The organism is Actinomadura montaniterrae (assembly GCF_008923365.1).
GTDB classification, from domain to species: domain Bacteria; phylum Actinomycetota; class Actinomycetes; order Streptosporangiales; family Streptosporangiaceae; genus Spirillospora; species Spirillospora montaniterrae.
In genome coordinates, this window is the sequence record NZ_WBMR01000060.1 from 35,243 (window position 1) to 46,900 (window position 11,658).

The 11,658-nt window shown below is 67.2% G+C and carries 9 protein-coding genes and 2 pseudogenes; 2 read left to right on the forward strand and 9 right to left on the reverse strand.

What is annotated here, in order from left to right:
- Positions 1–92 precede the first annotated feature (92 nt).
- From F9B16_RS21295 to F9B16_RS21330, 9 genes and pseudogenes are all read right to left on the reverse strand, one after another.
- Positions 93–497: a hypothetical protein gene (locus tag F9B16_RS21295; RefSeq protein ID WP_151541861.1), complete on the reverse strand. Its 405-nt coding sequence runs from the start codon at positions 495–497 to the stop codon at positions 93–95.
- A gap of 1,443 nt (positions 498–1,940) precedes the next feature.
- Positions 1,941–2,795 carry a hypothetical protein gene (locus tag F9B16_RS21300; RefSeq protein ID WP_225991820.1) on the reverse strand — a complete coding sequence of 285 codons (855 nt, stop codon included), beginning with the start codon at positions 2,793–2,795 and terminating at the stop codon, positions 1,941–1,943.
- A pseudogene (locus F9B16_RS52780) lies at positions 2,762–3,297 on the reverse strand (transposase family protein); the annotation flags it as partial. The pseudogene F9B16_RS52780 and the gene F9B16_RS21300, both read right to left, overlap by 34 nt.
- Before the next feature lie 273 nt (positions 3,298–3,570).
- A complete protein-coding gene (locus tag F9B16_RS21305; protein ID WP_151541863.1) occupies positions 3,571–3,822 on the reverse strand; it encodes a hypothetical protein in 252 nt (83 codons plus the stop codon).
- A gap of 631 nt (positions 3,823–4,453) precedes the next feature.
- Positions 4,454–4,987, reverse strand: coding sequence for a hypothetical protein (locus F9B16_RS21315; protein ID WP_151541865.1), 534 nt, complete (start codon positions 4,985–4,987; stop codon positions 4,454–4,456).
- A 20-nt stretch (positions 4,988–5,007) separates the two neighbouring features.
- Positions 5,008–5,451 (reverse strand): sensor histidine kinase, encoded by a 444-nt coding sequence (locus F9B16_RS51030; protein WP_318839251.1) that lies wholly within the window; start codon positions 5,449–5,451, stop codon positions 5,008–5,010.
- 44 nt (positions 5,452–5,495) lie between these two features.
- Positions 5,496–6,419 (reverse strand): annotated as a pseudogene (locus F9B16_RS53905) (HAMP domain-containing protein); the annotation flags it as partial.
- A gap of 131 nt (positions 6,420–6,550) precedes the next feature.
- A complete protein-coding gene (locus tag F9B16_RS21325; RefSeq protein WP_225991822.1) occupies positions 6,551–7,138 on the reverse strand; it encodes a transposase in 588 nt (195 codons plus the stop codon).
- The gene (locus tag F9B16_RS21330) at positions 7,083–7,967 is read right to left on the reverse strand and encodes an IS3 family transposase (protein ID WP_225991823.1); all 885 of its coding nucleotides are present in this window, start codon (positions 7,965–7,967) and stop codon (positions 7,083–7,085) included. Before F9B16_RS21330 ends, F9B16_RS21325 begins: the two co-directional genes overlap by 56 nt.
- A 689-nt stretch (positions 7,968–8,656) precedes the next feature.
- On the opposite strand from F9B16_RS21330, the gene F9B16_RS21335 reads away from it, so the two are divergent.
- Positions 8,657–9,184: a SigE family RNA polymerase sigma factor gene (locus F9B16_RS21335; RefSeq protein WP_151541867.1), complete on the forward strand. Its 528-nt coding sequence runs from the start codon at positions 8,657–8,659 to the stop codon at positions 9,182–9,184.
- Positions 9,181–10,401, forward strand: coding sequence for a WD40 repeat domain-containing protein (locus tag F9B16_RS21340; RefSeq protein ID WP_151541868.1), 1,221 nt, complete (start codon positions 9,181–9,183; stop codon positions 10,399–10,401). Before F9B16_RS21335 ends, F9B16_RS21340 begins: the two co-directional genes overlap by 4 nt.
- Positions 10,402–11,658 lie beyond the last annotated feature (1,257 nt).

Below are 11,658 nucleotides of genomic sequence, written 5' to 3' on the forward strand. Positions count from 1 at the left end.
TGGCGATTGCCGCCGCGGTTGAAGCGGTGCCAGCCGCTGGTGAGGCTGCTGCCGGGTGGGCAGGGGCAGTGGCGTGGGCCCGGCCATATGGGCTAGCTGGCCTCGCTGCGCAAATGCTGCGGGTTGTCGCCCGCCGTAACCAGCAGCGTGACCGCGATGCCCGGCCCGATGGCGTCCAGCTCCAGCAACGCGGGCGCGCAGCGGTGGACGAGCACGTCGATCACGGCGTCGACGTCGGCCCGCTCCTCGTTGAGCATCTTGCAACAGCGCGCCAGGCGGCGCAGCGCCTTCTTCACGCTGGCGTCCGGGCCGTCAGTGCCGAGGCGTAGCCGCAAGCAGTGTTCGATGAGGTCACTCTTTCTGACGTTGCGGGACCGGTCGCGCAACTCATCAGATGCGGAGACAGGGACGGAACGTATGGCGTTGATCGCCGAGGTGCGGGCCTTGATGGCTCCGCGTTTGACGACCTGGAGGGTCCGCAGAGCCTGAGCCTCCACGTCGCCGTCGCGGTGCTTGGGTGCGGTGTCGAGCTAGTCGGCCAGAGCGCTCTGGCCGCGCGCAGGCCGTCGACGTCGACCGCGAAGCCGCGCAGCTCCTCGCCGCGCGAGTGCGCCACTCCAGCGATGTGGTGTGGCCCTCGCCGGTCGTCGGCACCGTGACGTCGCCGAGTCTGCGGCCCCGCTCGCCCAGGGCGACCGCAATGTTGATGTCCCTGATGGGTGTCGACGCCCACCCAGACCTCCCAAGCCGTGCGGGTCGTTGATGGTCACGTCGCCTCTTCTCCTGTCGCTCACGGAGTCGGTGACGGGCGGAGCTGCTGAACATCACTGGTATAGGCCGTGCTGGCTAGCGCGGTTAAACTCCTACCAAGTCACTACGTGGCCCATTTCGGGCACCACTGCGCCGCCCCAAGTTCCTTGGACGGCGGGGCAACGACTGGACACCGGGGCAGCGTGGAGGCAGGGGCCAGCACGAGGCGAGCGGCGTGTCGTTCACCGGCTCATCCCACCACCAGGACGTTCTTCATTCGGACCGCTTCTGGTGATCCGCCGCCCGGCCGACAACTCATGCGAAAGGCACAGAAAGTCTGTGCGCGAGCCTGCGTCAAGTGGGCAGCGGAAGCTGAGCGCCCCGCCGCCGAAGCCGACAGCTCATTTTCAAGGCACTGACCTAGGCACGCCTCTATAAAAGAGTCGGCCCTTACGGCGAAGCGATTCTACAACCACCAGTGTATGTGATGCGAAATGTGGTGATGGCCGGTATGGTGTGGGGTGCGCAAGGGTGAGCGATCCCCATGGATCGTGCCGGCAGCCTGTGGGATTGGACCGAGCCGCTGCTGCCGAAGGTGGAGCGCCGTGAACGTCACGTCGGGCGTAAGAGCCACAACCCGGCAAGCACAAGAAGCTGTTCACGACACCACGCCCAGGTCCGCACGCGGGCGAGCAGGGTACGGCGACGCTCAAAGGCTGGCGCATCCTGAGGAAAGCTCGCTGCTCGCCCGGCCGCGTGACCATCGCCGTCCCCCGGCCGCCATCGCCCACCGGAACACTTCGAACGCCGCCGCCAGGGAATCGAGATCTCGAACGCCGGCTAAAGACACCGCCTGGCGAGAAGATGACCAGCAAGCCTGGGACCGGCAACGGCCCTCGCGCCATGGCCACCCCCGCAACCTTACTCTCGGCCTGTTCGGCACCGACAGCGTCATCCAGATCAAGTAGGCCGCGCAAACGATCGACCGGAACTTTCTACGAGCTCTCCGCTACTCACCTAGCGTCAGGGGCAGAGTTCACCCAACGACTTTGAAATCACCTTGGCACTGTCGAGGCTCGCAATCCAACAAGTCCAGGGCACTATCGTCTGGCGCCAACCTGAGCGCAAGACTCGACAGCACGATCTTGCGTTATTCTGCAGAAAGCCCCATGATCACGTGGGATGCGCTCTTAAAATCGACTGAAGTCGGCCGGTGAGATCCAGGTTCTTCGGCGATGGTGGACTTTCATGTGCTCAAATGCGGCATCCGCGATCGCAGCAAGCTCTTCGGCTTCAAGATAAACGAATTGACGGAATAGTCTGCGGAACTTTCGGTATTGCTGGCACAGGGCAAGTGCTTCCAGGGCTTCCGCTATCATGGGCGATACATAGTATTGACATCCCTGGGGATGTTCATTGGTGATGGCGTGTTCGCTCGATACCGAGCATTCCTTGACTAGTTCGGCCAGATTGAAGAGTCGAGGATATCTTTCCATGGCCTCCCATCTGCCCAATGGCACCTCGTCGAAGTCCGGCGGTGGTTTCGTGCCGACCTGTCGCATCAGTTGCGCCAGCAGGGCGAGCAGACCGGGAATGCTGCCCGCATGTTCCCGTGCTGCGATCTGCCAGGTCGACTGCACGCTGGACCCGGCTTGCGCGAGCAAGGTGTCCTCATGGGTCTGTGACATATAGTCAAGTTCGGCTGCGACAAAGTCGACTCTGGCGGAACTGAAAGCCGTTTCTATATAGTCAGGGCAAAGAAGACGTTGATAACGTAGCACTTCCCATTCTATGGGGTCCGGTGATCCACCGGCGAGCGACGTGATCAGTCCGCAAATGGGACGACGAGTAAAGAAATCCCTCTTCCATTCGGACATGAAACTCCAGACAAGGCCATGCGATGCCCTTTGATTATACAGCTGCTTTGATGGGTCGATGAGTCCCTTTTCTGCATGCAGCTTCGCGTAGGGTGAAGAACGTGGGCGGCTTTGGCGATGTTGCTGGCTCGTCAGGGGCAGCAACGTAGCTTGTGCAGGAGCCGCCATGCTTTGTGAGCTGGGCGTTGGCGCGTTCACCCTGCCCGCGCAGCCGCGCGTGCGCACGATTGGCGGTCTTTTGAGACTCGGGCCTGCCGCGTCCCCGGTGCGGCGTGAGGACGTGCGCGCCGGCTCCTGATAGGTCTTGTCTGCCAGCACGGGCAGGCGAGTACCGGTCAGCGCGCGGACGATGCCCCAGATCCTTGCGGCCGCCAGGTCGTGCACCGCCCCGCTCAACGGCCTCGACACCCACGGCAGTTCGCCGTTCGGATCGGCGACGACCTGCAAATTCCTTCCGTGCTTGCGATGCTTTCCGGAGTAGAAGGGTCGGTCGACAGCCACCCGATCAATCGCAAATGAGCGTGCCGTGCAGGATCAGGTACCCCAGCCGGTCACGGCATGCCCGGGACAACACGGCGCCCAGGTTGGGCGAGCGGTCTGCCCAGCGCGTCGAGGGTCCGTTGACATAGCGCCAGGCGGTGGACGTCGACACAGCGAACCCAGCGCTCATGGTGTGGGCTCACCGGAGCCGGGCTCAAAAGGAAGGGCGGTGCCGACCTGATGCAGGGAGTGGGAGAGCCGTTCGGCGGCGTCGTCGACCTGAGCCGCCGCGTCCTCGGCTGCAACATGCCAGCGTTGGGGAAATCAGGTGAGCACTTGTGCACAGTGCGCGTTCCAGCCGCCATGGCCGGTGCGGTCAACGGCCTGCAGGATCAGGTTCCGGGCGGCTTGCTCCCACAGGCTCCGCTGGTCGGCGACAGCGGCCGGACCCAGCGGGTAGGCCTCAAACCCATCGGCGAAAATCTCCAGCCACGCGCGCCACTCGCACAGCGCCCGCGACGACGCGGCCGAATGCTTCTTCCGGCGTGGTGATCGAGTCCCGCGGGCAGCGCCAGCTGCCGACCGGGCTGCGGTCGAAGTCCCCCTCGTCGCGGGCCCATCGCCAGCCCACGGCCCAATGGCCGTAACGCTCGACGAGGACGTATGACGTGGCGTCCGCCAAGAGTTTGCCCTCGCAGTCGCCCCAGGTGTTCATCTCAGGGTCGGTAAAGGAGACCTCGGGGCGGCGAGGCACACACGGGGCCAGCCCAGCATGCGGCGCGGAGCTGGGGTGGATCCACAGGTCGGCGTCGCGCCCGTAGATGCCGATCGTGACGGTGGACTCGGTCGCGGAGAACGAGGTGCGGTGCTATTCGGCCGCGCTGCGCGCGGCGGTCATGACGCGACCGCGCAGCCGCACCGCCTTGCGCCGATCGCCCTCGCCTGCGGGGCGTCGGTGGTCAGGTAGGCCAGGAACGGCGGGGCCGGTGCGGCGGCTGGGCAGCCCGGCTCGGGTTCGGCATCGAGGGCGCGCCACAGGTCCGCGCGTTCGGTGCTGGAGGCTGCGACCGGCCGGATCGTGCCGCAGGCCGAACGCCTCGCCGATTCTCACCCCGCAGTCCAGCAGCAGCGCGAACAGCAGCCGGTCGCGCAGGTGGTCGCAGGCGATGGTCAGCGACCGATCATTCGGTAGTTGGGCCCTCATTAGAGGTCAAATCATGGTTGCGCGGTGGAGGGATCGATCCTTCCCGACTGGGAAGGTAGGCGATGCCGCCGTCACAGCTCGGTCAGGGGAGCTGGAACTGTGAACTTGCGATCGATCAGCCGGGTGCCTCTTGGGCAATGGATCAGTTGGCTGCGGGGCTGAGCAGATCGCGGTAGTCGGCGCATCGCACGGTGCGGCCTGGTCGGCCGTCGAAGATGTTCAGTTCGGCCTGGTTGATGCCGGGGATCGCCTGCGCGGTGCAGGCGATCTGCGCCTGCCAGACGCGGGGCCATTTCTCCGGCCGGATGGTGGTCTGCAGGGCCAATGTGATGGTGTCGGAGTCGCCTGTTTCGCCGACGGCCCTTGGTGGGGCCTCGGGTGGATCGATCTCGTGCAAGGACGGGTCGGGCAGTCCGGTGACGATTCCGACACCGGGCAGTGTGCTGCTGAGCCCCGCGCTGCGTTCTTTGTCGGTGACGCCGTACCCGAGCTGCCACAACGGCATCAGCGGAGCACCCGGTAGTCCAGGCCGGACCACCGGCACGAGCTTGCCGTTCCTGACGAAGTAGACGGTGTTGTTGACGACCGGGCCCCGCGCGGTGGGAAGCGACCCCACCTTGGTGGCGTCGGATGGCTGGAGGCCGCACCCGCACACCATGGCCAGGACGATGAGCACCGTGAGCGCGTTCCTGCTCCTCATGATGTTGCTTCCAGGGGCAGCCAGAGGGTGAACACCGCACCCGCCTCACGTCCGGCGGACACCTCCAGCGTGCCGCCGTGCAGCAAGGCGTTCTCTCGCGCGATCGCCAGGCCCAGTCCGCTGCCCTCGCTCGCCGAGCGGGCCGCGCCGGCCTTGACGAACCGGTCGAAGATCAGCGGCAGCAGGTCGTCGGGGACACCCGGTCCGGCGTCCGCGACCGACAACTGGAACCCGGGCACGCCGTCGCGCCGCAGGCGGCGGGCCTCCAGGCGCACCGGCGGCCGTCCGTGCCGGAACGCGTTGCCGACAAGGTTGGCCACGATGACGTCGAATCGGCGCGGATCCACGCGCGCGACCAGGTCGTCGGGGACCGTGACCGTAACCTGGTCGGACCAGCCGCGCGCGCCGAGAGCGGCCGCGACGGTGTCGGCCACGACCACCTCGTCCGTGACGAGCGCGGCCGCGCCCGCGTCGATCGGCTGATCTCGATCAGGTGCTCCACCAGAGTGCCGAGCCGGCGCGTCTCGGTCACCACCAGCCGCGCCGCCGCCGGGTCCGGGTCGGTCTCCAGCACGTCGGTGAGCGCGGTCATCGAGGTGAGCGGGGTGCGCAGTTCGTGCGAGACATCCGCCACGAACCGGTGCGCCGCCGCTTCCACCGCGCGAAGCCCGGTTACCGTGGTCTCCAGAGCGATCGCCGCCTGGTTGAACGCGCGACCCAAGTCGGCCAGCTCGTCGTGACCCCGGACCTCCACCCGCGTCGTCAACTCGCCCTCGGCGAGCGCCCGCGCCCCCGCGCCGAGACGCCGCACCGGGCGCAGCAGCCCGTGCGCGGCCGCCAGCGCCAGCCCCAGCCCGAACAGCAGCGCGGCGGCATCCGCCGTAGCCATCGCTCGGGTGAACGACCGCAGGTCGGCGGCCTCCCGGTCCAGGTCGACGCTGACCAGGACGATCGGCGGGGTGGTGCGCCGCGCGTCGGCCACGCGGTATCCGGCCACGGATGTCCCGACCAGCATGTACAGCCCGCCCGCGTACCGCACCCGCTGGACGACCATGGCCCGCGCGGCCCGCGCGGCGAAAGCGCCCGGCACTGGCACATGCAGGCACCCGGGAGAGGGCGAAAGCGCCGGCCGGGTCAGCGGCGGCGTCACCACGCAGGCCCGCTGGCGGCCGTCGGCGCTGCGCAGCGCCGCCTCCAGGGTCCCCGCCAGCGTCCGGCCCGCGTCCACCGGCATCCGCACGGGCACCAGCCGCGCGACGGTCTGCCGCACCTGGGACGTCACCGCGTCCTGAGTGCGTTCGAGCGTCGCGTTCCGCATCAACGGATACCCGACCCCGGACGCCAGCGCCGAGGAGAGCAGCGCCACGGCGGCGAACGCGGCCGCCGCCCGCATCCGCAGGCTCGTCATGCCGACCGATCGCCCACCACGTAGAGAACGCTCATCACCGGGCAAGTATCCAACGACCGTGATCGTGTAGCGGCTATGTCCCGAAATCCAGACATCTTCCGGAATCACGCTCGCCCGATGGCTTGCGCAGATCACCGGCTCGTGGCCTCCTGTGGGGCTTCGATATCGGATTCTGCGTTCGACCTGGGGCTCCGTGTCGCTTCAGACGTGGTGATCGCTGGAGTGGGAGGTCGTTGTCCCAGGGAACGATGTGGACGACGGCCGTTGAAATGATCGGCGTTGATCCTGAGCATGGCTTCCAGATGGCGTCGGGAGAAGATCAGTAACCGGTTGGTGCACTCGCGGCGGAGGCTGCCGATCAACCCTGCGCTCGCCTCCGGGTCCATCAGCGGATTCTGAGCCTGGCGCGTCACCCACGCGCCCGTCGGGTTGCGGGTGGAGCCCAGCATGTGGACCCGGCGGGTAGCGATCTCCACCACGAACATCCGCTGGAGGAAGGCGGTATCGACGGTGAAGAAATCGCAGGCCAGGACGCCGGAGGCCTGGGCGCGCAGAAACGCGGCCCAGGGCGCGTCGGTCCGTCGCGGTGCCGGCTCCACACCGGCGCGGCGCAGGATCCGCCACACCGTGACCGCCGACGCCCGGTAACCGAGCCCGACCAACTCACCGTGGAGGCGGGGATGGCCCCACCCCGAGTTCTCGCCGGCCAGTTGCAGCACCAGCCGGCGGATCTCCTGCTGGACCGGTGGCCGGCGGGGCGACCAGCTCACGGTGCCACCGCAGTAACGTCGCGGGCGTCACCATGAACGTGCTCCCACGTGCCGCGGGCAGCATCCGCGACAACGCGGCGAGTAGGACCCGATCTGAAGCCCACCGGGTTCGATGAGGTCCGTGATGTACCCCGAGTTTTGTGGGGTCGGGATGCTGGAATCTCTCGCGATCAGTTGGGCTGAGTGGTGTCTTTCGTACTCGATGGGGCTGAGCATCCCTTGCGGCACTGTGGCGGCGTCGGCGGTTGTGGACGATCTCCAGGTACTCGAAGATCGCGTTGGCCGGCTCGATTCGGGTGCGCCACCGCTGCCGGTTGAGCAGCTCGACCTGCATCCGGCCCCAGAACGACTCGATGACCGCGTTGTCGAAGCAGTCGCCGATCGATTTCATCGAGGCGACCAGTCCGGAGGCCTTGGCACGCTGGGTGAACATCCAGGAGGTGAACTGGGCGGACTGCACTCCGTGATCGGAGTGGATCAAGGTCCCGGGCTCGGGTCGGCGGTTCTGGATGGCCATGCCCAGGGCGTTGGTGACCGGCGTGGCGGTCTGTGCCGAGTCGGTGGAGCAGCCGGCCATTTTGCGGGAGAAGGCGTCCAGGGCCACGCAGCAGTAGACCTTGCCCTCGCGGGTCGGGTGTTCGGTGATGTCGGTGACCCGCAACTGGTCGGGTCGGTCGCGGACGAACCGACAACCGACCGGGTCGGCTGCTGTCGGTGTCTGGTGGATCGGGCGGCGCCGCCGGGAGGCGGGCAGGCCACGGAGGCCGGCGCGGCGCATCAGCGTCGTCTGCGGCCCCGTGGCCGACCTGGGTGCCCAGGCCGAGGGTGAGTTCGGTGTGCACGCGCTGTCCGCCGTAGGTGCCGCGGGAGTCGGTGTGCACCCGGCGGATCTGTTCGGTCAGCCAGGCGTGCCGGATCGATCGCATCGAGGGGTGGCCGCTTGCGCCACATGTGGAGACCCGGACTCAGAGACGCCCAGAACGCGGCAGCAGACCTTGATGGGCAGCCCCTCACCGGCTATCACCGCGATGGCTTCGAAGCGTCTTCTTGGGGGCTCGGTCGAGGGGTAGCCTGCAGTTCCTCGCCGTCGTGAACGTTGTCAACCTTGCACGGCCAGCTGAGCCGCCCGTGCCGTCGCCCCGACCTCGTGCGGGCCGACAGGACCTACTCCTCGCGCGCCAGCCGCGCGTGCCTGTGGCGACGCGGATCGGACGCACGATTTCCGTGCCGGCCGAGCAAGAGCAGCGCTGCCGCGGCCAGGGACGCCGCCGTGGCCAACCACCCGGCTTCGACCTCGGGCACTAAAGCGCCGAACGCCCTCGACCGCGCCATCAACTGCCCATCCTGCTCCGCACCTGACCCAAGAACCAGGCCCTAGCCGGATGGCCAGCCTTGATCAAATAAATTTCATCCGGGTGCCAACCTTTGCCGCCTCTTAGGTGTGTGTAACGAGTGATAAGGAGGCGGATGGTGCGATACGACGGTTTGCCTGAGTTTGTTGTGGCTCGAGGCCCGGCGCTGCTGCGGTCGGCGTTCCTGCTCACCGGTGACCGGCATCTCGCTGAGGACCTCGTGCAGACGACCTTGGTCAAGCTCGCGCCCCGGTGGCAGCGGGTATCGAGCGGCGGTGACCCCGAGTCCTACGTCCGCAAGATCCTCTACAACGAGCACCTCAACTGGTGGAAGCGGCGGGGCAGACACGGCTACCCGACCGCGGCGCCGCCCGAGCCCGCGGGTCATCCGGACATCGCCGACCGCGCCGTACGGTCGATGCTCCTCGGCCAGGCGCTCGGGAGGCTGACCGCCAAGCAGCGCGCGATGATCGTGCTGCGCTTCTACGAGGACCGCTCCGAGATCGAGACCGCGCGGCTGCTGGGCTGCTCGATCGGCACCGTGAAAAGCCAGACCCACCGTGCCCTGGCTCGGCTGCGCGCCCTCGAACCCGGCCTTGTCTATCTCCTGACCGACATCGAGATCTCGGAGGTGGCACGATGAGCCCGCACCTGCACGAGGCACTGCACGAGCTGGCCGAGGGGGCGCCGCGCGAGGTGAGCGCCGACCGGGTCCTCGCCGGTGTGCACCGCCGCAGGCGCGTCCGCCTCATCACTGTCCCCTCCGTTGCCGCCGCCATTGCCGCCGCGATCCTCATCGGCGCGACGCTCGTCGGGCGCGGCACCGAGCCTGCCGAACCCATCGAACAGCCGGCCCCGCCTCTGGTCACCGAGCCCGGCAAGATCCTTAACCCCCCGGGTGTACTGCCCGGCCCACTGCCGTCGGGCATGGTCGAGCCGATCATGTTCGCCTTCCTGGACCACTGCAGGAAGCAGAGCCTCGAGGAGACCACGAGCGTCTCGGGCGACTGTGCCCAGTGGCGGGTGGTCGGCCGCTCTGGGAAGCAGTGGCGGCTCGCGGACGGGATCGGCTCCATGGTGGTAAAGCCCGACGATTACATGAGCGGCGACGCGGGGATGGCGATCAGCCCGGACGGCCTGCGCCTGGCGTACTACCGGGCAGCGGACCGGCGCCTCGTTGTCCGTGACCTGTCAACGGGCAAGGCGACTCTGATCGGACAGCGAACAACCGGTCCGCAGCTGGCCAGGGCGCCCGGCAGCCTGCTGTTCTCCAATGACGGAACGCGGCTCGCGGTCACCTCGGGCGAGCCCGGCCAGCGTCGCACGCTGCTGGCCGATGTCAGCAGCGGCGCCCTCACGGCCCTTCCCTCCGGCGACCTGATCGGTTTCGACCAGGACGCGTCGACGATCGTTCTCGGGAACGTCTGGAGCCGGAAGGAAAAGCCTCTTGTGTTCGCCGCCCCGGACGGCGCCGTGCGAGTTCGGATAAGCCTCGATTCCGGGGTCAAGCTGACCGGCGTCCCCGGCAACCTGCTCTCACCTGACGGACGCACTCTGGTCACTCCCTCGCCCACCCTGGACAAAGCCGTGCTCGTAGACGCGCACACAGGCAAGGTCACTTCCGTGCGCCCGGTGCGCGGAGGAGTCGGAGCCGTTTTGGCCTGGGCGGGACCGACGAAGTACTTCAGCGTGAGGAGCCCGGCCGGTGCCTTCGAACCGCGCGGTAGGAACGACATCCCCACCGAGGAGAAGCGCGGCGCCATCGTCGACCTGGCCACTGGCAAGTTCACCTATAGGGGGCCCACCTTCAAATTCCAGGCGTGGCAGTCCACAGTGGCCTTTGGAGGCTTCCTCTCCTGAATGTCTGCTGAATGAATTCCGCGCGAGCGTCGGCATCGCACCGCAGCCCCGCACTGGCGGAAGACGATGTGTGCCGGCTTCGCCGGGAACGGAGGCCCGGTCAGCAAGGCCGGTCCTGTGCTTTCTGAAAACTAGGTCCGCACAGGTGAGAGACGTAGTGCCTGGCATGCGGTGGCACCTGACTTGGACGGTTTCGGGGTGGGGCACGACGCCGCTGTGTCGCGGGATGATGGGTGGCTGTGCTGTTGCGATTGGCCTACTTGACCGGTGACGAACACCTTCGCGGCCCTCCGCCTTCTCCCGCTGACTGATCGGGAGAAGGAAACCGGGATTCTGGTGTTGCGGCATCAGGTGGCCGTGTTGGAGCGCCAGTTGTCGTACTGGTCACGGTCAGGAATGCGTTGGCGTACCGTGCGGACATGGCGTCGGCTTCCTTCCGTGACAACGACCTCATCGCTTCGGCTCTGGCTGCGAGCGAAGTCCCGCACAGGCGGCCCTTTGGCCCTGGTGGACCGGGGCGGACGCTGCCCCGCAGGCGATGCCCATGCGCCGGTCTGGGGTCGTGCGGACATGGCCGAACTCACCGACCATCCAACAGGAACGCGCTATGCCGCGGGGATTGCGTACGGGTCACGGTGTGGGTGACGCGGTGCGGGCATGTGAGGGGCCGTTACTTCTCACCGGTCACTGGGGGACCGGTCGCACTGATCCGCCCACGACCATCCGGTCGCTGATGTTCGAACTCGACGGCGCCGAGCTCCCACCAGAGGCGCAGACAGCTCTGGACCGGCAGGCCGTCGATCGCCCGAAGTCGTAACAACCCATTGGGTCGTCGCTGCGAACATCCCTCGTCGCCGACGCGCCGAACATCTCTGTGCGCCCCACCCCTCAGTCATCGTGATTCAGCGGCACCCAACCGAATCGCCGCAAGAGTCCAGCCGTTCTTGAAGAGTGCTCTCATAGAGTTGCTATAGATGACTCGGGAAGGAAATACACGGAACCCTTTTTCAGCAGCCGTGCGGGGTCTGCTGATCACATGGTGGTCGCGGTCGGTGTGGCTGCCCCGGAACGTCAAGGAGCCCCTGGTAGGACGGTTGATCTCTCACAATCCCTCGTCCGCACCAGAGGCCCCGCATGCTTTTGTATCGTGCTTCGCTGCCGTTGTCGCGCCAGACTCTGACCTACGCCACCGGCGTCGTCCGCCGGCACCGCAAGAAGATCGGCAGCAAGGGCCGGGCGTTGCCGCCCGGCCTGCAG

What these genes read in the sequence shown, in the direction of transcription:
- F9B16_RS21300 (WP_225991820.1), bottom strand. Translation starts at nt 2,795, where the DNA reads ATGGCGGCTCCTGCACAAGCTACGTTGCTGCCCCTGACGAGCCAGCAA.
- F9B16_RS21305 (WP_151541863.1), bottom strand. Translation starts at nt 3,822, where the DNA reads ATGAACACCTGGGGCGACTGCGAGGGCAAACTCTTGGCGGACGCCACG.
- F9B16_RS21340 (WP_151541868.1), top strand. Translation starts at nt 9,181, where the DNA reads ATGAGCCCGCACCTGCACGAGGCACTGCACGAGCTGGCCGAGGGGGCG.
- F9B16_RS21335 (WP_151541867.1), top strand. Translation starts at nt 8,657, where the DNA reads ATGGTGCGATACGACGGTTTGCCTGAGTTTGTTGTGGCTCGAGGCCCG.
- F9B16_RS21330 (WP_225991823.1), bottom strand. Translation starts at nt 7,967, where the DNA reads ATGCGCCGCGCCGGCCTCCGTGGCCTGCCCGCCTCCCGGCGGCGCCGC.